General features: G+C 60.0%; 23 protein-coding genes and 1 pseudogene. 11 read left to right on the plus strand and 13 right to left on the minus strand.

Features of this window, described 5'->3' with window-relative positions:
• The first annotated feature begins 116 nt into the window (after nt 1–116).
• The gene (locus HMPREF3104_RS09285) at nt 117–1631 is read left to right on the plus strand and encodes an HNH endonuclease signature motif containing protein (protein WP_070495347.1); all 1515 of its coding nucleotides are present in this window, start codon (nt 117–119) and stop codon (nt 1629–1631) included.
• A gap of 192 nt (nt 1632–1823) precedes the next feature.
• Here HMPREF3104_RS09285 and HMPREF3104_RS09290 read toward each other — a convergent pair whose 3' ends face one another.
• Both HMPREF3104_RS09290 and HMPREF3104_RS09295 read right to left on the minus strand, forming a co-directional pair.
• Nucleotides 1824–2609: a trypsin-like serine protease gene (locus HMPREF3104_RS09290; protein ID WP_246816405.1), complete on the minus strand. Its 786-nt coding sequence runs from the start codon at nt 2607–2609 to the stop codon at nt 1824–1826.
• Nucleotides 2584–3564, minus strand: coding sequence for an acyltransferase family protein (locus tag HMPREF3104_RS09295; RefSeq protein WP_070495350.1), 981 nt, complete (start codon nt 3562–3564; stop codon nt 2584–2586). Before HMPREF3104_RS09295 ends, HMPREF3104_RS09290 begins: the two co-directional genes overlap by 26 nt.
• 64 nt (nt 3565–3628) lie before the next feature.
• Between HMPREF3104_RS09295 and HMPREF3104_RS09300 the strand changes: the two genes are divergently transcribed.
• Together HMPREF3104_RS09300 and HMPREF3104_RS09305 are read left to right on the plus strand one after the other, a co-directional pair.
• Nucleotides 3629–4297, plus strand: coding sequence for a response regulator transcription factor (locus HMPREF3104_RS09300; protein ID WP_070495674.1), 669 nt, complete (start codon nt 3629–3631; stop codon nt 4295–4297).
• 8 nt (nt 4298–4305) lie between these two features.
• Nucleotides 4306–5286, plus strand: coding sequence for a HAMP domain-containing protein (locus HMPREF3104_RS09305; protein ID WP_070495352.1), 981 nt, complete (start codon nt 4306–4308; stop codon nt 5284–5286).
• Here HMPREF3104_RS09305 and HMPREF3104_RS09310 read toward each other — a convergent pair.
• On the minus strand, nt 5270–5902 hold the full coding sequence (locus HMPREF3104_RS09310; RefSeq protein ID WP_070495354.1) for a Fic family protein: 633 nt from the start codon (nt 5900–5902) through the stop codon (nt 5270–5272). The genes HMPREF3104_RS09305 and HMPREF3104_RS09310 overlap by 17 nt on opposite strands.
• 22 nt (nt 5903–5924) lie before the next feature.
• Nucleotides 5925–7079 carry a chromate efflux transporter gene (gene chrA / locus HMPREF3104_RS09315; protein WP_210386499.1) on the minus strand — a complete coding sequence of 385 codons (1155 nt, stop codon included), beginning with the start codon at nt 7077–7079 and terminating at the stop codon, nt 5925–5927.
• Between the two features lie 99 nt (nt 7080–7178).
• Between chrA and HMPREF3104_RS09320 the strand changes: the two genes are divergently transcribed.
• The 5 genes from HMPREF3104_RS09320 (at nt 7179) to HMPREF3104_RS12965 (ending at nt 11019) form a co-directional block, all read left to right on the plus strand.
• Nucleotides 7179–8210 (plus strand): FUSC family protein, encoded by a 1032-nt coding sequence (locus HMPREF3104_RS09320; RefSeq protein ID WP_070495356.1) that lies wholly within the window; start codon nt 7179–7181, stop codon nt 8208–8210.
• Between the two features lie 272 nt (nt 8211–8482).
• Nucleotides 8483–8758 (plus strand): amphi-Trp domain-containing protein, encoded by a 276-nt coding sequence (locus HMPREF3104_RS12775; protein ID WP_256388273.1) that lies wholly within the window; start codon nt 8483–8485, stop codon nt 8756–8758.
• A 155-nt stretch (nt 8759–8913) separates the two neighbouring features.
• Nucleotides 8914–10590: a SulP family inorganic anion transporter gene (locus HMPREF3104_RS09330; protein ID WP_070495360.1), complete on the plus strand. Its 1677-nt coding sequence runs from the start codon at nt 8914–8916 to the stop codon at nt 10588–10590.
• A gap of 115 nt (nt 10591–10705) precedes the next feature.
• Nucleotides 10706–10918 carry a type II toxin-antitoxin system RelB family antitoxin gene (gene relB / locus HMPREF3104_RS09335; RefSeq protein WP_070495362.1) on the plus strand — a complete coding sequence of 71 codons (213 nt, stop codon included), beginning with the start codon at nt 10706–10708 and terminating at the stop codon, nt 10916–10918.
• Nucleotides 10918–11019 (plus strand): type II toxin-antitoxin system RelE family toxin, encoded by a 102-nt coding sequence (locus HMPREF3104_RS12965; protein ID WP_370548991.1) that lies wholly within the window; start codon nt 10918–10920, stop codon nt 11017–11019. The genes relB and HMPREF3104_RS12965 overlap by 1 nt, the downstream gene beginning before the upstream one ends.
• Before the next feature lie 197 nt (nt 11020–11216).
• Here HMPREF3104_RS12965 and HMPREF3104_RS12780 read toward each other — a convergent pair whose 3' ends face one another.
• The 3 genes and pseudogenes from HMPREF3104_RS12780 to HMPREF3104_RS09350 form a co-directional block, all read right to left on the minus strand.
• Nucleotides 11217–11396: a hypothetical protein gene (locus tag HMPREF3104_RS12780; RefSeq protein ID WP_246816406.1), complete on the minus strand. Its 180-nt coding sequence runs from the start codon at nt 11394–11396 to the stop codon at nt 11217–11219.
• A 73-nt stretch (nt 11397–11469) separates the two neighbouring features.
• A pseudogene (locus HMPREF3104_RS12970) lies at nt 11470–11592 on the minus strand (SMI1/KNR4 family protein); the annotation flags it as partial.
• Between the two features lie 65 nt (nt 11593–11657).
• Nucleotides 11658–12452: a DUF2625 family protein gene (locus HMPREF3104_RS09350; RefSeq protein WP_083279046.1), complete on the minus strand. Its 795-nt coding sequence runs from the start codon at nt 12450–12452 to the stop codon at nt 11658–11660.
• A 462-nt stretch (nt 12453–12914) separates the two neighbouring features.
• Here HMPREF3104_RS09350 and HMPREF3104_RS09360 point away from each other — a divergent pair, with 462 nt between their 5' ends.
• Nucleotides 12915–14264: an SWIM zinc finger family protein gene (locus tag HMPREF3104_RS09360; protein WP_070495367.1), complete on the plus strand. Its 1350-nt coding sequence runs from the start codon at nt 12915–12917 to the stop codon at nt 14262–14264.
• A gap of 8 nt (nt 14265–14272) precedes the next feature.
• Entirely contained in the window at nt 14273–17524 is a 3252-nt protein-coding gene (locus HMPREF3104_RS09365) for a hypothetical protein (protein WP_070495369.1), read from the plus strand.
• 149 nt (nt 17525–17673) lie between these two features.
• On the opposite strand, the gene HMPREF3104_RS09370 is transcribed toward HMPREF3104_RS09365, so the two are convergent.
• The gene (locus HMPREF3104_RS09370; protein WP_070495371.1) at nt 17674–18180 is read right to left on the minus strand and encodes an SMI1/KNR4 family protein; all 507 of its coding nucleotides are present in this window, start codon (nt 18178–18180) and stop codon (nt 17674–17676) included.
• 9 nt (nt 18181–18189) lie between these two features.
• Nucleotides 18190–18432: a hypothetical protein gene (locus HMPREF3104_RS09375; protein WP_141738202.1), complete on the minus strand. Its 243-nt coding sequence runs from the start codon at nt 18430–18432 to the stop codon at nt 18190–18192.
• A gap of 168 nt (nt 18433–18600) precedes the next feature.
• Here HMPREF3104_RS09375 and HMPREF3104_RS09380 point away from each other — a divergent pair, with 168 nt between their 5' ends.
• Nucleotides 18601–19020 carry an Imm44 family immunity protein gene (locus HMPREF3104_RS09380; protein ID WP_070495374.1) on the plus strand — a complete coding sequence of 140 codons (420 nt, stop codon included), beginning with the start codon at nt 18601–18603 and terminating at the stop codon, nt 19018–19020.
• 127 nt (nt 19021–19147) lie between these two features.
• Here HMPREF3104_RS09380 and HMPREF3104_RS09385 read toward each other — a convergent pair whose 3' ends face one another.
• The 4 genes from HMPREF3104_RS09385 to HMPREF3104_RS09400 all read right to left on the minus strand — a co-directional run bounded on the left by HMPREF3104_RS09385 (nt 19148) and on the right by HMPREF3104_RS09400 (nt 25129).
• Nucleotides 19148–19408, minus strand: coding sequence for a HigA family addiction module antitoxin (locus HMPREF3104_RS09385; protein ID WP_070495376.1), 261 nt, complete (start codon nt 19406–19408; stop codon nt 19148–19150).
• 34 nt (nt 19409–19442) lie between these two features.
• Nucleotides 19443–19724: a type II toxin-antitoxin system RelE/ParE family toxin gene (locus tag HMPREF3104_RS09390; RefSeq protein ID WP_070495378.1), complete on the minus strand. Its 282-nt coding sequence runs from the start codon at nt 19722–19724 to the stop codon at nt 19443–19445.
• Between the two features lie 315 nt (nt 19725–20039).
• Nucleotides 20040–20501, minus strand: coding sequence for a hypothetical protein (locus HMPREF3104_RS09395; RefSeq protein ID WP_070495379.1), 462 nt, complete (start codon nt 20499–20501; stop codon nt 20040–20042).
• A gap of 272 nt (nt 20502–20773) precedes the next feature.
• Nucleotides 20774–25129 carry an nSTAND1 domain-containing NTPase gene (locus HMPREF3104_RS09400; RefSeq protein ID WP_210386500.1) on the minus strand — a complete coding sequence of 1452 codons (4356 nt, stop codon included), beginning with the start codon at nt 25127–25129 and terminating at the stop codon, nt 20774–20776.
• Nucleotides 25130–25258 lie beyond the last annotated feature (129 nt).

Raw genomic sequence — 25258 nt, forward strand, 5'->3', positions numbered from 1 at the left:
ATTTTAGAACATGCGTTTGTTTTCCTGAGTGGCGTGTGTACCTCGCTTGCTAGTGTGTTGTTTAACAGTTTTTGAACCGAGTAGTTAAGCAACATTCCAGCAGGAAGGAGGGTACAATGAACACGGAAGTAGCGCAGTGCGTGGAACAGATTACAACCGCACTTGAAACGCTGAGCGCGTTGTTCGAAGACCCCTCCTGCTTGGAATTCGAAGACATACACAAGGACATGGAGCTGCTCGAAGTGCAGTTCAAGCAGAAGGCGACTATCGACGCAGCTTTTGCCTTCATCGCCGAACGCGACCAGGCCGGCCGGATGGTGGGAGCAAACTACGCCAACGCCTACCTCCAACAGTGCCTAGACCTTTCAAAGGGCGAGGCCTACAACCGCCTGCAACGCGGCCGCCTCCTGTTCGCTCCACCCGAGCCCCCGCCACCTCCTCCCCCGCCTGCGGACGAAGATGCGGAAGATCTTTTCAGCGGCGCAGACAGTCACGCTGGCGCTGGCCCTGACAGTGGCCCTGATGCTAGTCGCCAGCAGCAGGAAGAGGAGCAGCGCCAACAGCAGAGCGACGCGCGCAAGCACGCCGCCCAGGTGAGCGCGGAAAAGCAGGACATCATCCGCCGCGAGCTGGACAAGCTTCTCAAGGCCGCAGCCGGGGATCGTGCCCGCATTCATGCCGACGCGATGCGCGAAGCACTCTCCCGCTCCCCCGAAGACCTGCGTATCTACGTGCGCAAGGCTGTCGAGGCGGCGAACCGGAAGCATGCGCCGCGGACCAACCCGAACGCGGGCCACGAGAACCGTGGCATTGCGATTGGCCGCAGGAAAGCCGACGGCACCGTTGATATCCACATCAACACCACGGCTGGCCACGCTGCACTGATCAAGGCACACCTGGATCAGGGGCTCGCACCAAACAGCAACCTGCCCAAGGAGCTGCAGGGTGAGATTGACCCGCGTACGCCCCGTCAGCGTCGCTACGACCAGTTCTTTGCCATCTTCCGGCAGTACGAGCAGGAGTACCAGGAAGAACACAATGGTGCGGCGTCCGTTGTCATTGCAGTTACGCTGGATGACCTCGCGGACGGTGATGCTGTCATGTTGTACGGCACCAACGTAGGACTCGAAGTCGATTGCTTCGATCTTGTCCGCCTCGGTATGGACGGCACGACCGACTTCGTACTGCAAGTAGATGGGGTGACCTCTGTTCCCCTGTGGCTTGGCCAAAGCAACAGGATCGCCTCAATTGCACAACGCATCGCGATGTTTGCCGTCCAAGGGGTCTGCTCCTGGCTCGGCTGCACCGCCGCAATGTCAGAGTGCGAAGCGCACCACATCCTGGCGTGGATCAAAGGCGGCAGAACCGACATTGAAAACCTCACCGGTTTATGTCGAGAACACCACAGGTGCAACAACGACCACAGAGACGGCTCTTTCAACAAGGGTTACATGGATTTCGACCCTCAAACGGGCAGGTCAGGGTACCGGAAACGTCCAAGTGATCCGCTGCGTTTCAACCAATCCGTCCCCGCAACACAATCTGCGGTCAGCCGAATATATGCGGCAAAGGGAAGGTGCGACTGCGCCCGAACAGGGATGCCGGACCCAGCCTTTCATCCCCGAGTGTGATCTGTAGACACGGATCTATATCGACAGATCTATATTGACAACCATGCCGAACAACCTCCGGAAACATGATCTCGTTGCCCTGCTCGCCGCCGCAACCGCGTGGGGTCTTGCCGCCTGCTCGGGCGCGCCCGATGGCGATTAGCCACAACTACCTGGTCACAACCTGGCCACTACCTAGCCACTACCTAGCCACTACCCCTTCCGGCGCTGCAGCATCCAGAACAGTCCGCCCAGCACCACAAGCACGCCGAGGCCGACGAGGACCCACTGCAGCACCCCCGAAGCCTCCGAAGAAGACTCTGAAGAGGACTCAGCAGCAGCATCGTTCTCCGGCTGCGAGATCGTTTCGTTGATCCAGTCGGCTTGGTCCGCAACCGGCGCCACGGCAACCGCCGCGTTGGAGGTCATTTCCTCCTCTGTTGGGTTTTCGGGGTCTTCGAAGAGGCCGGCGGACATGATGGCGGCGACGTTGCCGTCGGCAAAAATAGCGCCGCCGGAGTCACCCGGCTGGATGCGGGCACCGTTATCCAAGGTAACCTCCAGGGCGCTCGGCGCCTCGAACAGCGCCAGCGGGGATTCGCCCTTGACCTGGCCGGTTGCAGACGGCAACTTGGTGGAGCCGCCCGAGCCGTCAGAGGACCAGCCGTACACGTTCACGCTGCCGGAAGGCACCGTGTCCGCAATCCCTGCGAAGTGGGAAAGCTGCATGGGTTGGACGGTGTGGAGCAGGGCGATGTCGCCACGCGGGGCGATCTCCCAGCGGTCCACTTCGTAGGTTTTCTGCTCGTCGCCCTGGCCGGTGCGTACCGTTGGTGCCAGCTTGCGGGCTGCCTCGGTGCAGTGGCGGGCGGTGATCACCCAGTGTTCGCTAATCGCGGTGCCGGTGCATACGCCGTCGTCGGGGTCGGACTTTTCCACGCGCACGCTGACTACCGGGGTGGCTTCTTCGGCGTCACCGGCGAAGGTGGTGCTCTCCATGGCGAGGGCGGGGGGCGTCGACAAGCACATGCCCACTGCTGCTGCCAGACCCAATACCTTTTTCATTTCGTTTCCTTTCAATCCAGCCGGTGCCTGCGGTAACCCCGCGGCGCACGGCTTCCTCCAACGGGCCGCGCTTAAATACTGCGAGCCATACGGTTGCGAATACGGCCGCGCCGATGAGTGTCGGCACTACGCCAATAAACAGTGATGTTGGTACGTGCAGGAAGTAGAGCGTCAGCGGCATCGCGCCCATTCGCGGCAGGACCACCTGCCACGGCTGCGCCACCAGGCAACATAGGGCGACGATTCCTACGCTTGCGCCGACGCTGCCGATCACATCCGCCAGCCCACCTGTATGCCCCTGCGCCTCCAGGAACATGGGCAGCTCCAGGTACCAGCGGGATGCGATATCTGCCGCCATCAGACCGAGCCCCAGCACAGCAGCCACTGCCAGGCGCACCGGGCGCCCCAGCAGGTGTCGCTGCACCAAGATCCCGGACAGCAGCAGCGCAAGCCACATGAAGATCGGGTACACCCCGAGGCCAAACGGCAGGAACGCATAGGCCAGCCCGGAGATAAGCGCAGCCGCAGCCACGCATCCCGCAAGCAAACCTGATCCCTGCCCCGGCGCCCACGCCAGCACGACCATGCAGATGCCCAGCGTCCCCAGCACAATGACAATCGAGCTTGGTACCAAAGACAGCACCATGCCGATCGCGATGATGATCAGCCCGCGCACCACGAAGTTCATCGGGCGCGCGCCACGATCGTGCATAAGTCCCATGCTCACCCCGGCGAGCAGGCCGAAGAGTGCTGCCGGAAACCCGTAGAGCACTTCGCCTAAAACACCGTCGGGAAACGTCAGGTGCGCGCAGATCATTCCGATCAGCGCGACCGCCCTGGCCACGTCCACACCGACAATCCGGTTCGCGTTTCGCATCTGCATGCTCATGACAGTAAAAGTACCCATGTTGCGGCAGCGTTAACGTGCGCAACCTACGCTTTAGACCATGAGTATTCGTGTGCTTGTGGTGGATGATGAGGTCTACCTTGCAGAGGCGGTTGCCGAGGCATTGTCGCAGGCAGGAATGGATTCTTCCACCGCCTTCGACGGCAAGGAGGCCCTAGCCAAGATCGATGAGCTCGGCCCCGATGTGGTGGTGTTGGACCGTGACCTGCCGCGCCTGCATGGTGACGAGGTATGCCAGCGCATCACTCAGGACCACCCGGCCACGCGCGTGATCATGCTGACGGCCTCCGGCACCCTGGATGACCGGTTGGAGGGGTTTGCCATCGGCGCCGACGATTACCTGCCCAAGCCGTTTGAAGTACCCGAGTTGATCGCGCGGGTGCAGGCGCTAGCAAAACGCGCCGTCCCCACGCAGGGCGAGGTGTTTCGCTGCGGCGATGTGCGGCTTGATACTTTCCGCAAGCAGGTCACGCGCGCGGGGGTTCCGGTTGCCTTAAGCCCCAAGGAGTTCAGGGTGCTTGAGGTGCTGCTGCGTTACGACGGCGGCGTTATCTCCGCCGAAACCCTCCTCGAAGAAGCCTGGGACGAAAACGCCGACCCGTTCACCAACTCCCCGCGCGTGACTATTTCGCATCTGCGCCGCAAGCTGGGCGACCCCTGGATCATCCACACCGCCCCCGGCGTGGGCTACTACGCGGCGGAGGAACCGGCATGACACGGGGCATGACACGGGGATTGACACTGCGCGCCCGCATCACCGTCATGTTCGTAGCAACCACCCTGGGCGCGGGCCTGCTGCTCATCGGGTTGGTGTACGCCTACCTGCGTTTTACCCCGGTGCCGTTCCAGGCAGAGTTCGCGGGCGAGGGCGCGGTGATTGACGCCGCAATCCCCATCACCAACGAGATCCTTCGCACCGTACTGACAATCTCGCTTGTGGTGTTGGCGCTGATGACGGTGGCCGCCGGCGCCGTTGGCTGGTTCCTCGCGGGCCTGGTCATCCGACCTTTACGAGACATCGCGGCTACCGCCCAACAGATCACCGCCGGCGACACCTCGGTGCGCATCACCCCGCCGGCCGCCGACGATGAGATCGCCGAGGTCGCAGGCGCCCTAAACACCATGTTGGATTCCCTCGCCGCCGCCCTCGCCGCGCAGAAGCGCTTCGCAGCCAACGCCTCGCATGAGCTGAAAACGCCGATCGCCACCATCCAAACCATCGCAGACGTGGCGCTTTCCAACCCCGCCGGTGCCACCCAAGCCCTCACCCGCATCCGGGAGGTCAACGCGCGCAACCTGCGCACCGTCGAGGGGCTGTTGTTGCTTGCGAACGCCCACTCGGGCCGCCCCTTAGATTCCCAACCCGTCAATCTCTCCGAACTGTGTGAGGCCATCACCGCCGAACGCGGCGTGCCCGCCGAGATCACTGCAGGCATCACGGTGGACGGCGACCCGGAACTGCTGCGCCAGGCTGTGGACAATCTGGTGCGCAACGCGGTTACCCACGGCGCCGCCGACACCGCCACACTCGCATTGACAACCCCCGCCACCGTGACCGTGACCAACGCCGACGGTGACGCGCGCTCCACCACCGGCCACGGCCTGGGTCTCACCTTGGTGCAGGCGATTGCAGACGCGCACCGCGCCACCTTCACCATCGACCAACACGACGACGGCTCCGTGACGGCTACCCTGCGTTTTTAAGCAGCATCTCCACGACCGGCTCCACTTCCCCAAACACGTAGGCGCGTGCTAGCAGGTCGCTGAACGTGGCACTCACGGTGGGGTCTTCGTCATCATGCGGCACTGCAAGCAACGCCCCAGTCCCTTGGCCCAGCAGGTAACTGTTCGCCGCGAAAATCGCGGTGCGTTTGTTGCCGTCCTCAAACGGTTGGGCCCGCGCGAGCTCGACAAACAGGTACGCGGAAGCCTCAAGCGGGTCCGTATGGGCCAGCTGCTTTGTGACGATCACGTCTACCTCCCCAGCCGTCAACGCCTCCGGCTCATGTCTGCCATGCGCAGTGTTGACTCCGATACCTTGCTCGGCGCGCCGCAGCGCCCCCGGATTGAGGGCTGCACTACGCGTCAGTTGGCCATTAATCCTGCTCAAGTAGTCCGCATTAATGTGGCTACCAGCAGTTTTGATAACAAACTCCGCCGCCGCCTGCAAGTCTTGCAGCAGCGCCAAGTCCCCTCTCCCCCGCACACCGTCGGTGTCCCCAGTGCGCAAAAACTTGTCGGTTGCGAAACGACTGGTGGACAGCCCGTCAAACACCACGCCAGCGGTGTAAATGACGTTTAAAAGGTCGTGCGCGTGCATGGCGCCCACGCTACAGCACCACTTACAACGCAACCCAGCCAACCAGGGCCGCCAGCGGAACCACAGCCCAGGCTGGAGCCTTGAAGTTGTGTAGCGCCGCGAACGCCGCCGCGGCAACCGCCATCGTCGCAGGCCCGTGGATGCCGACGGTGAACACAGGGTTGTACAGCGCGGCGGCCAAGATGCCCACAACTGCTGCGTTAGCGCCAGCCAAGGCACTGGCAGCCTTCGGGTTGGCGCGCAGGCGATCCCAGAACGGCATCACGCCAACAACCAACAGCGCTGCCGGCAAGAAGATCGCTACCGTGGCAATAGTTGCGCCCCACAACCAGTTGACGCCTTGTGCCGAGGCGCCCAAAAACGACGCGAACGTAAACAGCGGGCCCGGCACCGCCTGCGCGGCGCCGTAGCCTGCGAGGAAGGTGTCGTGATCCACCAGCCCCGTCGGCACCGTCGCCTGCTCCAAAAGTGGGAGCACCACGTGCCCGCCGCCGAAGACGAGGGCGCCGGAGCGGTAGAAGCTGTCAAAGATCGCGGCGCCAACGCTGCTGTTTGTCAGCACTGGTAGCAGCAGGAGCAGGCCCGCAAACGCTCCCAATGCCGCAATACCCACTGCGCTGCGTTGGGGTGGGGCGAGGGTGGGGTTTGGCGTGGCGTCGATACGCAAAAGCCCAAGCGCAACCAGCATGCCTGCCGCAATGGCACCGACCTGGGACAATGGGTGCGGCACCAGCAGCACCACCAAAAACGCTCCCAACGCCACGGCGGCGCGCAGCCGGTCAGTGACAATGCTTTTGCTCATGCCCAGCACCGCCTGCGCAACCACGGCAACCGCCGCCGCCTTCAGGCCCGCGAGCCAGCCGGCACCCGAGATGTCGCCCAGCTGAGCCACCCCAAGGGCGAACGCCACCATGAGGATGACGCTGGGCAGCGTGAAGCCCACAAACGCCGCCAACATGCCGCCGTAGCCCGCGCGCTTGAGCCCAATTGCCATGCCCACCTGGCTCGATGCCGGACCCGGCATGAACTGGCACAGCGCCACTAGGTCCGCGTACTCCTCATCCTTGAGCCATTTCCGCTTGTCCACAAACTCATCACGAAAGTAGCCCAAATGCGCCGTCGGGCCGCCAAAGGACGTCAGACCGAGACGGGTGAATACGCGCAGCACTTCCAACACACAGGCAGATCGTAGCGGCCCTTCGTTAAAGTGTCTCGGGTACCGATGAAGCTTGCACCAGGGAGGTTACAGTTGCGCCATTTCAGCCCACTCTTTCAGATGGGGCCCGCCCGGCGCGACCACATCCCCGCCTTCCGCGTCGCCCTCGGCGTTGCAATCCCGATGTTCGCGCTGCTTGCGTTAGGACGCCTCGATCTCGCCATCTACGCCAACTTCGGCGCCTTCACCGGCGTCTATGGCCGACACACCACCCGCGCCGTCAGGTTGGAACACCACCTCTTAGCCGGCTGCGCCTTGACTTTGGCGGTAACACTCGGCGCGACAATTGCGTGGCTAGACATCAGCCCGTGGGTTCTGATGGTTGTCACCTGCCTGGTGTCCTCGCTGTGGGCCACGGTCGCACTTGCCAAGGATATGAAGCCCACCGGCTCCGTGTTCGTCGTCTTTTCGGTGGCAGCCGTCGGCTCTTTAAGCAACCCGGTACATCCGCTGATGGCGTTCGCTATTGCGGGCGGTGCGGCGCTATTAAGCCTGGTCCTAGGCATGTTCTCCCACCTCTTCGGCGAAGGCCCGGGTGGCGACGCAAAGGCGAACGAACTGCCCACCCGCGGCCCCAACGCCAAACGCTTGCCATGGGTCCGACTCAGAGTTGAGGCCGCGCGCTTCTTCTTCGCCCCGCTGATCGCCGGCACCCTGGGCCTTATCTCGGTGACGCTGATTGATCCGCTCTCCCACTCCTACTGGGCCATGGTTGCCGCCGTCGCTCCCCTGGTGAACTCGCGCTTTCGTATGCAGTACTACCGTGCGATCGAGCGAGTCCTTGGCACCCTCACCGGCATCGCGGTCGCCGGGTTCCTGCTCTCCCACTCCCTGGAGGGCTGGCAGCTTGTCATTTGGATCGTGGTCCTGCAGTACCTCACCGAAATGTATGTCACCCGCAACTACACCATCGCCACAAGCTTCATCACCCCAACCGCGCTTCTGATGGTGCAGGCAGTCGACGCCGCCCCGGTAGGTCCCATGCTCTTGGCTCGAACCGCCGAGACGGTTATCGGCGCGATCGCGGCGCTGATCATCATCGCGATCGGGTACGCACGCAAGTACCCAAGCGTCATCCCGCGGCTAAGGTGAAAACAAGGCTCTACTTTACGACGATTCCCCCTTCACCAACGCCACCGGCGAGAGGTTCAAAGTGGAGTTTTTCCCTGGCGACGCGAAACACACGAAGGGCTTGGCGGCTACCACATAACGCTCGCCTACTGGTGACCCTTCACGCTAATATTTCCGCAGGTCAGGTCTATTTTCTGATAGAGTGAGGGTACATATTCAGGCATACACTTCCTATTCCAAGAAAGGATCGCACCAATGCAGAACGCAAACCCCGCTCGAAAAACCAAAAGCTCCTGAAAAGCAAGGCGGACTTTAGCCGCGAACAGCTGGCGGACCTCTTGGAAAACCTGGCCACCCGCATCCGTGAAGGCGAAATGACCATCGGTACCGGGGATGCTGCCCTAGGCATGAAGCTTCCTGGGACGATCCGCACCACGATGGAGGTCACCGACTCCCGAAAGCGCCGCGGCGTCGAACGCGAATTAGAGCTTGAGCTCTCCTGGTACGTCGACGACGCTGGCGCACCTGTGGACACGGCATCACCAGTTTCTGGGTTCGCCGTCTCCTAACTTCCAGCTGGCTTCCAGCAGGTCAGGAAGTTGTAATCCCTCAACCTAAAGCACCACCGAGAACCGGGAACGAGAACCGGGAACGCGGCCGTCGCCAGGTGGCTCCTTGTGTATCCTTTGGGTGTCATTGAGCCCTGAAGGAGCAAGAAAGAAGCATGACCCACCCCGCCGCCGCCTCTAAGGAGGGCATCCGTTCCCGTGCCCTCCGTTTCGCGCCGCGCCGCTCGGATTGGTCTCGCGCGACGATCGGTCGAGACCTCTCGGCAGGTCTCATGGTGGCGCTTGTCGCACTCCCTCTCGCGCTTGGCTTCGGCGTTGCGTCCGGCGTCGGCGCGGCAGCGGGAATCACAACAGCCATCGTCGCGGGCATCCTGGCCGCAGTCTTCGGCGGCAGCAACGTCCAGGTAAGCGGCCCGACCGGCGCGATGACCGTCGTTTTAATCCCCATCGTTGCTGACCACGGTGCTGATGGGGTGCTCGTTGTCGGCGTACTGGCGGGTATCATACTGCTCTTGCTGGCGTTCACCGGCGCCGGCCGCGCGATGAAGTACATGCCTTTGCCTGTCGTCGAAGGTTTCACCGCTGGTATTGCGTTGATTATCGGCCTCCAGCAGCTGCCGGCAGCGCTCGGTGTTGACGTGGACGGCGAGAAGGTTCTCGCGTTGGCGTGGGGTGCGATCAAAACTTGGTTAGATGCTCCGGCATGGCAGGCGCCTGTGATGACCCTCGCGGTGGCAGCCGGGATCTTGCTTGCCGCGCGTATTCGTAGCGGCTTTCCCGCGGCGCTGGTGTTGGTAGCAGCCGCGACGGCCATCAACATGCTGGCAGACAGCAGCCTCAAGACGATCGGCTACATCCCGTCGACGTTGCCTGCTCCGCGCCTACCGCAGATCCCGTGGGAGCACCTAGATTCCTTGCTGTTGGCCGCGGTCGCCGTCGCAGCCCTCGGTGCGCTGGAATCATTGCTGTCTGCGACGGTTGCTGACGCAATGACCGTCGGCGACCGGCACGACCCCGACCGCGAGCTCTTCGGGCAGGGCGTGGCCAACGTCGTCGCTCCCCTGTTCGGCGGAATCCCCGCAACCGCCGCGATTGCCCGAACTGCCGTCAACGTGCGCGCTGGCGCAGGCACACGCTTAGCTGCAGTGTTCCATTCGCTGCTTCTGCTCGTTGCCGTGCTCGTCGCGGCCCGCTGGGTGGGCGAGATCCCCCTCGCCGCGCTCGCCGGCGTACTCATTGCCACCGCGATCCAGATGATCCACCCGCGCAACATCCGCTCGGTAATACGTGCCACCAAGGGCGACGGGGTCACCTTGCTCATCACGGCTGCCGCCACCGTCGTGTTCGACCTTGTCGTCGCCGTGCTCATCGGCCTTGTCATCGCGGGCTTCTTCGCACTGCGCGATACCGCCCGCACGGCCGTGCTAGAGGCCGCACCGCTGGAGACGGGAGACCACCGCGACAAGGAGCGTAAGCTTCTCGACGAGCACATCGCCGCCTTCCGTCTAGAAGGCCCCCTCTTCTTTGGCGCTGCGCACGATTTCCTCCTCGAGCTTGCGGATGTCTCTTCGGTCGAGGTTGTCGTGCTCCGCATGCGCTACCTCACGACTATCGACGCCACCGGCGCCCAGATGCTCGCCGACACAATCGGACACCTCGAACGCCGCGGCACCACGGTCCTGCTCGCAGCCACGAAGCCAGAACATGTTCCGGTGTTGCGCGAACTCGGCGTATTCGACCAGCTTGCGCACGAGAATCACGTCTTCGACAACACTCCCGATGCCATCGCCCACGCCAGACTGCATGTCGCGCGCAATCAGCACGACGAGTAGCGCTGTCGAATGTCTATCGAGGAATCGAAGCCGGACCACTTGCACTCCATGCACACCTTGCTGGCAGCCAGAGAACCTAAATACACTGTATTCAGAGCAGTGGAAAGGAGAAACAATGAGCACAATGACAGTGCGGATGAGTGAACAAGATGCTGTACTCGTGCGCAAGTTCGCACAGTTCGAGGGCGTCACTGTCTCCGAGTTCGCCCGCACCGCCATCTTGGAAAAGATCGAAGATTCCTACGATCTCCAAGAACTTCGCGAAGCGATTGCACACGACTCAGGCGAACGCTTCAGCATCGACGAAGTGCTCGCTGAGCTTGACTAATGTCACCTCAGTCCAGCACCTACCGCGTTGAGTTGACCGCGCGAGCACCCAAGCAACTCAAGAAGATGGACCGCTTCGACGCCAAGATCCTGGCAACATGAATCAAGAACAACCTCGATGGATGTGCCGATCCACGCGCCTTTGGTAAGGGATTGACCGCGAACCGTGCGGGAGAATGGCGCTACCGGGTGGGTTCTTACCGCATCCTCATCACCCTGAATCTCACCCATGTTCAGTATCCGTTTTCGAGCATGCACGTATCCACGCCGCTCCGGTTCGGTTCCGATTTAGACGAGCGTTACTCGTCGAAAAGCAACTCGATCGGCTCCGTTTCCCGCGATTCGTGGTCCCAGACATAGAAGTTGTCATCGCCAGGCAGGAGAACAATCGCGTTTCCCTCCTGATCCTCTGCGACGACGATGGCTTCCTGCGGAAATCCGTCGGCCTGGGAACGCCACGTTTCGGTTTCCTTGACCACGTGATTCGCCGAACGTGCGAGACGGCGACGGTCTGAATCGTCGTATACCGGATAGAGGAACCAGTAGCCCTTCGTCGGCGTCGTCGATTTCGCCGCCGTTCTCCAACATCAGGCGCTGCCGCAAGACGTCTGGGAAGGTGCGGCCCAATGCTTCCTCAGCAGCGCGGATTCGTGATTCTTCAACGGGGAATGCCATGCGCGCAGTCTATGCGAAACCCAGCCCCCGCTACAGGAATCTTGGTCCTACACCTTGCACCGACCCTAGCGTGACTCAGTGCCCAGTAACTCCCGGATGCTGACAACCGACCTCGACGCCTTACTTACGTCACTGCCCTCAACGGTGGACGGCGGCGGGTAGAGGGCAATGCCCTGTGACAACGCCAACTGTGCCACCTCGTCTTGCCAACCAGGCCAGCGCAGTCCCTCGAAGACCACCTCTAGTCCGCCGCCCAGCATAGCCGCAAGAAACGCCGAGTAACCGCCACCGAGCCCATCCCATGTAAGGGTGTCCGGACCGAAGTAACAAACCTCGCCAGGCGCAATGCCCAGCGCACCGCCGTCGATAGCAAAGAGGCCTCCTAGGACATCGTGCCCGACGACGAGCGCACCGGGTGGTGCCGAAACGGGGCCGCTCAACCCGTTCGCTTCAGTGATGCTGGGCAAGTCCTCACTGCCACCGCCGTACAAACGCACCCAGCCGTGGTCGGCGACGATGCCGCCAGTGTGCAGTGCGACGGCCCCCATCGGCGACGCGGCGGTGACCTGCAATCCCCACAGCGAGTGGCGGCCTCGCTCTGGATCGACGGGCAACACGACAGCGTCGGATTCGGCTAATGCTTTCTGAAGATGCGGCCAGGCCGGATCGTCGACGGTGATGAGGCTTTCGATGTCACGCATTGGGGTTCCTTCGGGTGTAGTGGTCACATATCCAGCTGAAGGGCTGTCTTTTCTTCGTCGATGATGCTCGGCTGCCGGGCCGTCGCTCATTTCGTAGGTGGGCTCGGGGCGAGTGCTTTGGACGGCTTTGCCGGAACGTTTGCCAAATATTCCGAACATGTCGTTCTCCTTGTGAATGGATTCGGGCGACGCTTGGAGCAGAACTCTAATCGACGTAGTTCAAACGTGCTCGACGAATGCCAACCCCGACCCATCACCTACCGCGTTGGGTTCAACGTGCGAGCACGCAAACAACTCAAGAAAAGGGACCGCCCCGAGGCCAAGATCTTGACTACATGGATCAAGAACAACCTCGCCGTATGCGCCAATCCACGAACCTTCGCTAGGGCGTGACCGCGAATCGTTCGGGGTTGCTCCGAAAAACCCTCGCGTTCTGGATCCCTTTCGAGCATGCACAGGCCTTCAGGAACCCGGACACACTCAACGAAACTGCAGCGAAAAGGTACTTATTGTGGCTTCATCCAAGCCATCACAACCGTCCGGCAACCTCACGCGAAGTCACGTAAGCTGAGCGGCAAATACTGCTTGCTACTGACACTGGGCACTGGCTGGGAGGACTAGATGGTAAGGACCTTCTCCAGAGAAACCACTCTCGTAGATGACCGGCTCACGCTCGCACTCGCGCCCGGGCTGGAGCCTGATGGACTTAACGCGTCCCCCAGTTTCTTCCATGGATTTGCAATCCACCCGCAGGTGCTCGCACGCGGGCTCGTAACACTCGCAGACATCACCGCCACCCGCTATTACAACTTCACCCCGATGGCGGAGCGCGACCCGATCCTTTCCGCACACGGCGATCGTCTGCGGGCCGAGTGTTTCTCGGGGTGCAACGCCGTCTACGCGTGCTTCGAGGTGATGGGCTCAGGCCTTGACGGCGGTGACATCGGTCGTGGCACGACCAACGTCGATATCGGCCCCACGTCCAGGGTGATGCTGTCCAATCTGCCGCGCCACGAACTTCTGCATCTCGACGTCGGCGCAGAGGGTCTGCGGGCGGCGACGCTGACGACGTCCACGGTTGAGCGTCCTGTGACAATGCCGTCACGCTGGGTGCCCGCACTAGGCAACGCGGCGCAGTCACAACAAGGTTTCGTCGAGGCGTTCCGGGTGCCGGCCTCGGGTGCACGCCGATTCCTTGCAGGATTGCCCCCTGCGAGCTCGTCCGGGCATTCAGCCTGGCTGTCCTCATCCCGTGGCGCGGTAAAGGTCAGTACGGTGGCGACGCCGGGAGCGGTGCTGGTCAGCGGCCTGCAGCGGCTAAGCGCGCTAAAACGGCTGTTGCCGCACGCGCAAGGGCTCATCGTCTACGGCCCCGCCGACGAGCACACCGTTGGCGCGATGATCACGCTGCTGCTTCCGGACGCTCGGCTCACCCTCGGGCTGACTGATAAAGAATGGCGCGGGTACTCCGGCGAAGGCTCCTTGCTGGCCTCGCTGGCCGAACCGAACGTTATGGAAGACGCTGACCTGGTGAGCGCCATGTTGGCCTTTGAGCCGATCATTGACGTACACCGCCTTGCCAAGGACACCGCGCTTCCCGAGTCTCGAGTGAAAGCCGCTCTGGCAGTACTCGCAGCCTCTGGCCGCGTGGGGTGGGATGTCAACGACCAAGCCTATTTCCACCGCGAACTACCTGACACGCCCGAACGGGTGGAAAAAGACAATCCACGGTTAACCGCAGCACAGAAGCTCGTGTCCGCCGGCGCCGTGCGAAGCGCTGGTTCGGATGCCTGGACCGTCACATCAGGCGACGCTGAATACGGCGTGCGGCTCGGCCCCGATGCTGATGTTCCCGAGAAGGGTGCCACTTGCAGTTGCACCTGGTATCTGTCACATGCTGGCGACCGTGGGCCGTGCAAGCACGTTCTCGCCGTCATGCTCACACACAAGACCAGCCCCACCGAAGGATAAGGACTCTAATGACAGTGAATCCGAGGCTGCATGAGGCCGTTGAAATCTTCCGCGAATTAGGTTGGGACAAGGCTGATATCGCCGATGCACCAACGCTGCCGCTAGGCACGAAAGAACAACAAAAAGCGGCCCTCGCCGGACTAAAAACCGGTAACTGGGGTGAGTACGGGAGAATCAGATCCAACTATATCGGCTGGATCAGCGCGGTGAACGTGAATGAAACCATGCTCGCCCTGTTCGCTGTGCGCCTCGGCGTGACCCCGCCCAGGGCAGTGTCGCTACTGCAGTACACCGACGATGTTGTTTTGGCTAGATGTGTTGCCCAACGCGGAGAGGCTTACGCTGCCACATTCATCGATGAGGTGTGCATCCCTCTCCTGAGGGCGTCTGAGCACTCCCTGTCCGCACATGGGGAGGCCGCCGTCCGGCTGGTATGCGAGATGGGACTACCCGTCCCAAACAAGGTCGGCTACCTCCAAGACTGGTCCATCGTTGCGCTTGCGGCCCTGACCGGCGACGTTGCCGGAATCGCATGGCCGGAAAAACACGAGCTCCCGACTCTTGAAGAACTGCGTCCTTCGTTTGACCAGCACTGGCAGGCAGTGCTCCGTTCGGGAGTAACGATGACGGGGTCCTTCGGCAAGCTGCTTTCCGCTGCGGTCAAAGCAGGGCTAATCGAGCGCGACGCGGGATTAGAGCAGTTTTTCATGTCTTTGGACGTGGCCACGCGCCCTAGTGACCGCAAAGAACTCACGTCGTTGATCATGAACGACATTGCGGTGACCGACGATGAACTGGTCTCCCGCGTCGACGCGCTGATCCCCGTCCTAAGCCACGGTGAAGGGCCAGTTGTCGAGGGCTTCGGTCCTCGGCTGATTGCGAATGTGGCCGACGATCTGGTGGGGGAAGTGGCTCTAACTTGTCTTTATGCGAAGACGAAGAAGGCAGTGCGACACGTGTTGACCGCTTTGAAGCAGCGAGACTTTCCCGGGCAGCCGAGTGCTGAACTGCTATACGAGAGGCTGAGTGAACTTGCCCAGTCCCCGGACAAGGCCACGGTCAAGTTGGCTGAAGCGGTGCTGACACATTGGAACATGAGCCCCGCAGCCCCAAGCGACGAGCCCGTGATCACCGGACTGTGGCAGCCAACTCCGCAGCTGTGGGACGTCCCAAGATTTGAGGTGGGTGAAGTCACCCCGGAGGCGTTGACGGAAGCGCTTCGCGTGTTGAAATCTCGCGGTGACGTTGTTCTGTTCGGCCTTGACGCAGACCGGTTCCTGGCACTGGCGGTCGCGCTGGCGAACCACAGCCTAGATGACACCCGCAGGGCGCTGCGTGGGATCTCGGCGGTGTACTGGGCAGACGCCGTCCGCAACTGGTTGGCGGGCGAACCGGCACGCCCTCGTTGGCGAACAGGAGGCTCCCTGTGGGACATGCATCTTGAAGGCACATTGGACCACCTCGGACAGATTCCTTGCCTGCTGTCGCAGCCATCGCGGGTTGATCTGAGTGTCGAGTTCGACGATCTCGTTGCGTCCTTGGAAAAGTATGCGGCCGCGGGCGTCCCAGTGCTGCAAGCTGACCTGGTTTTGGCGCTAGCTCGCCTGGACGTGACGAAAGCGGATGCCAACGCGAACCTGCCCGAGGTCCCGGTGAAGTTGCTAGACGGCAAGCAGCTGGTTCGCAGCGCAGACCGAGTAATCACGTCCTACCTGAAGAGACCATTCGTCATTCCAGAGGCACCTTCTACCTTGTCAGATCCCAATGACGGCTTGGTCTGGCCCAGATCATTGGTCGGGTTGAACCGCAAGATGAACCTGGAAAACCGGATCGGGGCCTATTTCGGGGTGTTCCCCAACTGGGGTGACGCGCTGAACGTCGAGCTTCATCGACGCGATCCGCATGTGGCGTCAATCATGGCCCGGCAGCTGGCTCGTAGCGCCAAGCCACTTGAGCGCGGCGCGGCGGTGAACCTGCTTGCGGTCCAGCGTCACGGCCGCCCGGAGCATGCCACGGAGTCAGCGTTGGCGCTGCAAGAAGCCTGGGAGCGTGGGCTGTTAGTGCCCGGCGTGGCCGATATCGACTACCTCGACTGGAATGATCAGTTGAGCAATATCGCATCGTTTGTCGAGTCATTGCGCGAGGCTGCGGATCGGGGCATGTTGTCAGTTGTCTGGCCACTTTTGGATGACGTACTCGTCGCCTCTGCCAAAACCCCGCGGATGTTGGCAGGCACCGCCGAGGCAGCTCAGGCGATGCAGGACTACGTCGGCGAGGTGCTGGCTGCGGTCAGCTCAGGTGTTGCACCGGCGTCAGCGTTGGAGGTGCCGGGGGTACGCGCGCTCGCGGCTCGGAAAGGTTCTTCAAAGGCGGTTGACGCGGCCAGGGGTGTCGTCAAGCAACTGCCCGATCGGCAGGTGGAACCTCCGCAGCCTGCTACGCCTGCGCTCGACGTAGCGCTGTTCGAACGGATCTGGCCGACAGCGGCCGGGACCAAGCCGAACATCCCGGATGGGGCGACGTATTCGCTGCGCGAGGCAGGTTCGAACACAAAGCAGCCCCACCTGCAATTCGACATGGTTGTTCCCAGCTACCCGGCGTCCGTATTCGAGATTAAAAGCCTGACCAGATTGTTCCTTGAAATCCGGGAAGAAAGGCAGGCCAGTTCCAAGCGCGTGAACCAGGACGAGCCGGAAGGCAAGGAAAGCTGGCTCTATTGGGACGGCAACGCCCTGGTTGCAGACGATTCCAGAAACCGGAGCGAGGCTACACCTGAGCTTTCCGACGCGCTTATTGCGGTATTGATCGCTTACACAGGGGTTCGCGCCGACAACGTCCACCAGAAGCGGGAATGGGCAGCGGAACGACTACAAGAATTGGCCGAAAAAGAGGCGTACGGCTCCGCTGCTGTGAAGGCCGCCACGATCGGGTTGCTGCCGTACCACGAGGTGTGGAGCCCGGCACGGGTGGTGTACAACCTGGAAAAACAGCCTGAACTTCTGCCGTTCCTGTGGCCAACGTTGAGCGAGCCCCTGCGGTTCGCCGGAAATCAGGACACTGTACCGAAGTGGGTGAACCGTGTCCTCGACGTTGTGAGGGTTCACGCCGAAGTCCTGCTCGAAGCCACCCGCCGGGGCTACGTCCCGGCTGACGCGTGGGACGGCATCGGCGCGTTGGCTGCGAAGAAAGGTTCGTCAGCAGCACTGAAGAAAGCCCGAGTGCTGGCCAAGTCCTTCGGAACAGTCACGTCCCTGGGGTGACTGGAAACGCCCTTTCGGCGCCACAGCTCCCGAGAACCCCGATCATTCCGTTTTGGTCGATGCTGTCAAGGACGCCCACACCCGCACATTTGCCACAGGCGTCGACATCGCACCTCCGCTAACGACCGTCAGCTGAGACCAAGGTGCAATCATTCAAAATAGTTGAAGGGAAACCTCACACGCAGTTGCGGATGGATGCTGTTCAGAAGGTCCGAAACTTCCTGCTCGTATTCATCAATCTCCTGCCCCTCGTCAAGCTTCTCCTCCAGCTCCGACAACAGGAACGCCATCCTGAGAAAACCAGTGAAGTCGATCTTCAGATCGAGGAAGCTCTCTGGCCCTCCGTACTCCCCCTGGTCGTGATCGAAAAAGAACACTGTCTTGCGCCGTGCACTCAAGAACCACTCATCGCCCTGCCCCGACTGCCCGATAAGCAACAGATCTTCGGGCAAACCATCGCCACGTGCTCGACGATTCCACTCGAGCACCCTCTGATAGCCATACAGAACAATGTCCGGCGTGAGACTTACCCCGGCATAACGATGAATGAACTCGGTGTACGTTGCATCGATGTCAGGGATCTTGCCTTTGTCTTTTATGGCGGGATCAAGCTGCTCAAGAGAACTAAAAAGCTCGTTCGGATCAATCAACCTCATGATTTTCCCCTACTCATACGTGACTGGAGACTGATCGACGAAAACCACTTCGACAGGCTGAACCCCAGTGAGTTCGCGGTTCCAAAGATGGACGGCATCGTCGCCCGCCAGCATAACAAGGGCGGTGCCGGACAGAGCTCCCTCGGCGGCGCGGATACGATTGCCATCGGCAAGGAAGGCCATGCCGGCAGAAAAACCGAGCCGCCCAATTCCTCCTTCCATCCGAGCCATCCGCACCACCATGTCACTCATGCCAAACGGCTCCACCCACACGAAAAGGGCGGCCATTCAGCCGATCAGCCAGAGGCTGAACGACGCACTCGGCTACGTACTGCCTAATAGAACGAATATCCTGATAGCCAGCCAACATTAACCAAATTCGGATCGGTAAGGCACAAAAGACACCAAGGAAAACACAAAATGAGACTGTGGAATTCCGCTGAAGCAGAGCACACTGTAGGGCACGCATACAGCACGATTGCGAATGAGATTGAGAAAATAGTTAATTCATATATTGAGGATAAACAGTTTTCTGATGCATATGAAGGCTGGTGCTGGGCATACATTGCGATCCTAGAAGGACCGATTATGCAGAAAATGAAACTTCCCGAGGTTGTACGCCGCAATAATGAACAAAAGGATTTAGAGTTTCGACTGAAAATCGACTATCAGTCTTTCCTTGATGGCGACCATAATCGGCGACTCGGACTAATTATCGATTCCTTGAATCGCTGCTTAGACCATCCAAAAATGACGAGAACGTGGAAAGTACCCGAAAGCGACATAGCCATTCTCAAACAAGCGCTACAGGCAGCAGAGCAAGAAATGAGGCAAGATTGAAAGCTGTCCGAGCGCTGGTAGCGGTCGGTGGGGCAGCCGAATAAACACTCCCAAGAAGCACTGAGGTTCGCTAGAAGCACAGGCTCCAAAGACGGAACTCATCATCTTTTGGATTGAAAAAGCAAAGCTACGCCGAGGCAGCTTGTAGCGGCTGGATCTGCTCAATCTCGGCGAGGATTTTATCCTCTGCCACATCCAAGTCATACTGCGCTTGCAGCCCCAGCCAGAATTGCGGGCTCATTCCGAAATACTTCCCTAAACGGAGTGCAGTATCGGCAGTAACGGCTCGCTTCCCGTGGACGATCTCGTTGATCCTGCGCGGTGGAACGCCGATAGAAACAGCAAGCTTGTGCTGTGTAATCCCCATCTCCTTGAGAAAATCCTCCATGAGGATCTCGCCGGGGTGTACTGGTGGAAGCTTGTCAGTGACAGTCAACGATCTCGACCTCCTCTGGACCAGCTGCCGTCCACCGAAAGCAGATCCGCCACTGGCTATTGATGCGAATACTGTGCTGACCCCGCCTATCCCCTTTCAATGCCTCGAGACGGTTTCCCGGCCGAATCCGCAACTCTTGAAGGCTCTGCGCGTAGCCAAGCTGACGCAATGTACGCAGCGCCACTGAGTGGATGCGGGAATCGATGGAACGTACCCTTTCTCGATTCCACAAACGCTCAGTGTCCTTGTTGGCGAACGACTGGATCATGCTTCACCCTATCCCCCATAACGCGAAGCGTCAATAACGTATCGCGTTAAACATTGAACTTGAATTCCACGGAGTGTCGAACGGAAGTAGCCTCACACAAGCGCCAGTGACTCGACACATTACAAAAAAGGGGTCCAAAAGCGTTCTCGGTCCGAAGAAGCCACCTCGCGGGCCAGCTCCCCCCCTCCATGCAGAGTCAACGGATCTTCGGCATTTTGCTCAGCCGGATCCAAACACGGGTAAGAAAGCCTTACCAGGGCCAGCGACCAGATCCCCCCCATTTGAGGACCCACCAATGAAGGTAACGGGATACCCCTACCGGGAATGGCCGTCAATGACAAGTGGCTTCGTCTCGCGCTTAGTGAGTTTCGCGCGCCGCTCGGCCTGCGTCAGTGCGTCCCGCAGCTCCCCCACACTTTCGATCGGCAAGTCCCACCGATCCTGGTCTAGGATTCGCCCAATACGTTCATCGAACCTACGAACCGCGCCGAGGGCAGCCTTCGCCTCGAAAGTTGCTTGAAAATGGCGGCTAAAGAAGTCTTCCAACGACTTCCTCTGAATGGGTACCATGTCTGTTGGCGAGATTCCTGGGTAACCCAATTCAATTGGGCCCGTTCGGGTTGCGACCCACCGCTCCAGTGCCACACGTGCTTCACGTAACAGCCGCCGGTCCTCACGCCGTTCTGCAACGAAACCACCGACAACTTGGGTCAGGTATCCACCGAGTAGCGCACCAACGAGAGCGAGCGCGGGAACGATCAAGTCAACAAGATCCATAACATCTTCCCAGAGTCGTGAGCGGTCCTCATCCAGGGTTGCGCACACGCTTCGCGTGCTACTTGGACGCCTCGGAGCGAATCTTACTTCACCTTAGCGTCCAAGGATCAGGATTTTACCGAAGTGATTAGCAAGAATGGTGATGCGGCGTTGACCACTTTGTGCGGCTCACACGTTGAACTTGAACTCCACCACGTTACGAATCGGATCAACCTCTCCCGCCAGGAGACATTGGCTCCAATGAAACCCGCGGCCCTTTCGAGCGCTATCGGTTATAACCGCTCTGAATCCGTTATGGCCTCACTGATGCCGTACGCGCCAAGCTCTAAGAGAGAGTCCAAAACGTCGAGCAACTCCGCTCGGTGGGTACGATCCCGGCACTGCGCTAGCCCACGCACCACCAGTTCACTGATGTAATGCGCATCTCCTGCTGCGCCGGTGCGAATGTCCGCGGCATCGTGCCCGAAGACATCGACAAACCGTTTTGCAGCTCTCAAGACCAGTTCATCGACCTTATCCGGCGCGTACTGTAGCGTGACCAGCAACTGGGGCGTGGCGTGTTCGTAAGCCGGCGAGTCGATCAAAGCCGCGAGTAGTTTAACGAATGGCTGGAGCGGTTGCTCGCGGAGGTGAAGCGCCACAGTAGCCGCTTCCTTACGCACCCCATCCGCCTCGTCGTTCATAAGCCGGGTTAGGGTCGCCGTGGCAAGTTCGACATTCGAAGTGCGATCGACACACTGAACACAGGTTTCAGCGATGCCCTTTCGGGCGTGAAAGTCTCCCGACAGCGCTTGTTTCATAAGATCGGGACGGTCCCATTCCATCGCCGCGAACGCCGCGACGGCGCCACCAGCCTCACGGGCTTCGGCATCATCCGATGCCAACATGCGCTGAATTACCGGATCTATAACCTCGGGATTCACGTTGCCGATGTAGACCATCAAATGCTGAACAGATCCGGCGGCGAGGAGACGATCGTCAGTATTGATCAGGGTTGAGAACGCCCTCATGACCTCTGGGCGAGCATGCCGTAGCGCGGCGGAGAGGGTGTAGGCAACGCACGAACGGACACTGAGTACCGGATCGCCGGCCATCGCGTTGAGATATGGCGCGACCAGTGCAGTTCTCTTGCCGTCACTGTCGGTGACCAAAAGATCGCCGAGAGCTTCGGCCAAACTCCCTCGTGCCGTGTTGATGCCGTTCAATTGCATATCCACGGCACTTGGTGCGTCCGTTCCATCCCGAACGATCACAGGAGAACAATCGGCCGGATCCAGCGCGTGCACAGCGCTGTCTCTAATCAGTTCGACCAGGTCAAGCGGCACTTCGCGGTAGTATTTTTGTAGCGCCATCCCGAGCCATCGATCATTTTCTGCCTGTCCCAGCGAAGCAATGTGACGGACAGCGTCGAAGATCAGCGGCGCGGTGCTATCGCTCGCATCGGCCTCGCCAAAGCCCCTAAGCATCGCACCGGAGTAAGCCGCATTGAACTCTGGGGACAGCCGCAGCGCCAGCCTAGCGAAGCGCTCGGGGTTTGCGGCTACTTGATTGCCCAGCACTCCGGACAATTCATGGGCTCCGCCGGTGAAGGTCGCCCAATTCGTCTTGTCAGTGTCATACTTTGACATAGCCCTCAGCCATTGTGAATCGCTCATTTTCTTTGCGGCACCAAGGGCGATCGGCGAACCGATGGAACCACCGGTAATTCCCTGTGGCTCTGCGGGGGCGTCCTCCCCAAACTTCCGTCGATATTCCCCGAGGAGTCGTTGACCGACCGTAGTAAGCCGCGCTTCTTCCAGAGCGGATAGAAACGTGAAAGCCGAACGTCCCGAGCCGCAGTTACTCCCCCACTCGCAGGGCAAATCTCGAAACAACTTCTCGAGCCGCTGGTGAGTTTCGTCGGACACGTGTGGTGCAATCGCCCGGACAAGCTCCCGCGCAACCCATAGGGAATCGGAGATATAGCCGCAACGGAGACGACGTCCGCCTTCGAGCAAGAGACTCGCCGCCCACCCGGCAAAATGCTCTGCGCTCGCTGACAATGCTCGGTAGAGCAAGAATTGCGATCCGTCGTAGGGATCGGAAGCCAGTTCCTCGAGAAGGAACCGGATCTCCTCAGGGGCGCTCTTTGCCACACTCTCCAGCGCTCGGACCGACGCCGCCAGCAGGATGCCATCAAGCTGGTAGCTGCCGAGGTCATCGTCCTTGATGCGAAAGCTGAAGTGCAGATCGCGAATCAGGCCGTCGACGCCAGGCTCGATCGCGGTCCTCGCCATGACTCGTCGGAGATACGGCACCGTGACCAGCACGAATGCCAACGGTTCAGCATGTGCGGTATACCTAACGAGTTCGGCGGCGCTGTGCTCTCGCATGCCGAGCACAGTCACCTTGCCTTCCTCGTTAAGCGTCAGGGCATCCCCGTGATCGATCAGCCGAGCCTGCAACAACTCGATCGCCCAAAGTGGTTCGTGCTTAGGCAGGTTGTGCATCGTTAGCCAAAGTTCATGCTGTGCCCCATCGTAGGCGCCTTCGCGAACTCCTTCGAGCACCAAATCGAACAAATCTCGGTTCTGAAAGACATCCGAAAAACGGCTGACCCAACGCAACCAGCGGTGATATTCCGGCTGGGCCTTGCGGTCTCCTAACAGCTTTGCGATCGATACCGGGTGCTCTTTGACCGCACTAGCCATCATATTCAACGCGTGATTCCGCATACCCTCGTTCGGGCCATCGAGCCAAGCAGCAATCTGACCATCCTCAAGGAAACGCCTGAACCACTGTGGTCTACTCAACTGCTGCCAGAGCCGGTCTTCAAAGCCCGGATGTCCCGCGGCGATCCGGACCATCACTTCGGCATCGGCAGTCGTCGGCGCGAGAAGATTAGCTACGACGGCAAGGACTGTCTCCTTTATGTGAAATCGGATGTCGTTAGCGGTAAGTACTGATTCGACCTCGGTATGGAAACGATCCGGCGCTCGCTCGTAGAGATGTTGCAGGACCTGGCGAACCTGGGCACGTCGAAAAAGTGCCTGCTCGTCACGGAGAAGGAAGTCAACGAGTGACTCCCCGCGTGACACCCACAGACGTGCGAAGGCGTAGTCGAAAAACGTTTCATGGAAGAACGCGATGCGACCGCCGTCTTGCGCAAGCAAGTGTTCTGAAACGAGGACGTTGGCGTCTTCAATAAGGTCCTCATCGTCCAGAATCTCGATTGGGACAGACAGCGCTTGCAGATCGCTTGCAGCGTTGGCGATCCGACTGACCACGTCGTTGAATCTGACATTCACTCGCCGCGAACGCACTGCTCGTCGCTTGCGCTCCCAAAACGCTTCAAAGAGCGATCCGCGCGAATGGAAGGCCAGCGCGTCAGCCTGAGTCGAAATCGTTTGCAGGAGTACAAGGTGCAGCGGCGTCTGCAGAAGGGCTAGTTGTGATGGATTTAACCGCGCTGGGTCGAGTCCCATTCTTGTCACTGCCGCTTCGACTTCCTCCTTCGACAATCGGCCGACTTCCACCGTTGTTACGTCGGTACGAGACGCAAATGCGCGGATACGGTGATCATTATCGATGTCAAACTGGCGACATGCCATAACAACACGGATTCCGCACACTGACAGAGCTTCGTCGATGAGATCCATAACGACATCGAAACTCTCCGGCATACGTCCGGAGGCAAGACTCACCGCGTCGAGTTGGTCGATAATCAGGAAGGCGTCGCGATCGTCAGCCGCCCTCGCCAAAGCGGCTGCGGGAGAGACTTCGAACCCGAACTGATGCCCCAACTCGACAGTCGACGCGAACGGACCACATCGGTCCAATCGTAGCGCCAGCACCTCGGCACCAGCCGATTCAAGAGCGGCAGCAGTTTGTTCGAGAACGGAACTCTTCCCACCTCCCGCCGTACCTGCGACGAGCCCGATCCGATATTTATCAAGCGCCTCCACTAGGTGGGCGGCCTCTGCACGCTTAATCGGTGGTTGCAAGAGTTCACGTTCAACGGACTGCCGCCAGCTTTTCGTGATCTTAAACACCTGCTGGTGCGACTTCAGATGCGAACCAGGTTCCAGTGGCTTGATGCCCCTTTGAGCGAGAAGAGCAAAAAGTTCAGTTCGAGTCAACCGCTTACCGAGGTTGTCGAGAAGGATATCCCCTATAGCAAGAGATATGAGGTCGCCGCTAGCTCCCCTCAGACTGCACACAGCAAGCATACTGTTCGTGCGGACGATGTCGAGTTCATCTTGAACTAAGAACCACATTCCGCGAAGTGTGTTCCAGGCCACTTGAGGATTGCCCAGGATTTCGGCCGCCGCCAATTGGTTAAAGACCGGTCTAAGCTCTTTAGTAAGCCAGCAATCGGTGAAACTCGTTAGATCATCTGACTTGCGAGCGCGATCGGACAATTCTTGTAAGGGCCGGCATGGCACCAGGGAGACAAAATGGTAACTTCGGCCCGCCGCCACATGCTCCGCAGCCGCCTCGAAGATCTTCTGATCGGCGAGAGCCTTGACTGTCCAACTGTTACTAGTGCCGTTCTGTCGTTTTAACTGGTGCACTTCGGTAATGAGACCGTCGTCGTAAGTGAACTCGGAACCTCGATTTAGTTCGGCGTCGATGTCTTCCGCAGTCAACGCCCGTCTATCGTCGACGATGCAATATAAGGCATGGCGGATAGCCCACGCGAGCTCGTACCTATTTCCAAGCTTGTCTGTTTCTCCACCAGGTCTAGGCGACATCAGACCTCCGAGATCACTTTCAAC

The sequence above is a fragment of the Corynebacterium sp. HMSC30G07 genome, from assembly GCF_001806945.1.
GTDB classification, from domain to species: domain Bacteria; phylum Actinomycetota; class Actinomycetes; order Mycobacteriales; family Mycobacteriaceae; genus Corynebacterium; species Corynebacterium riegelii.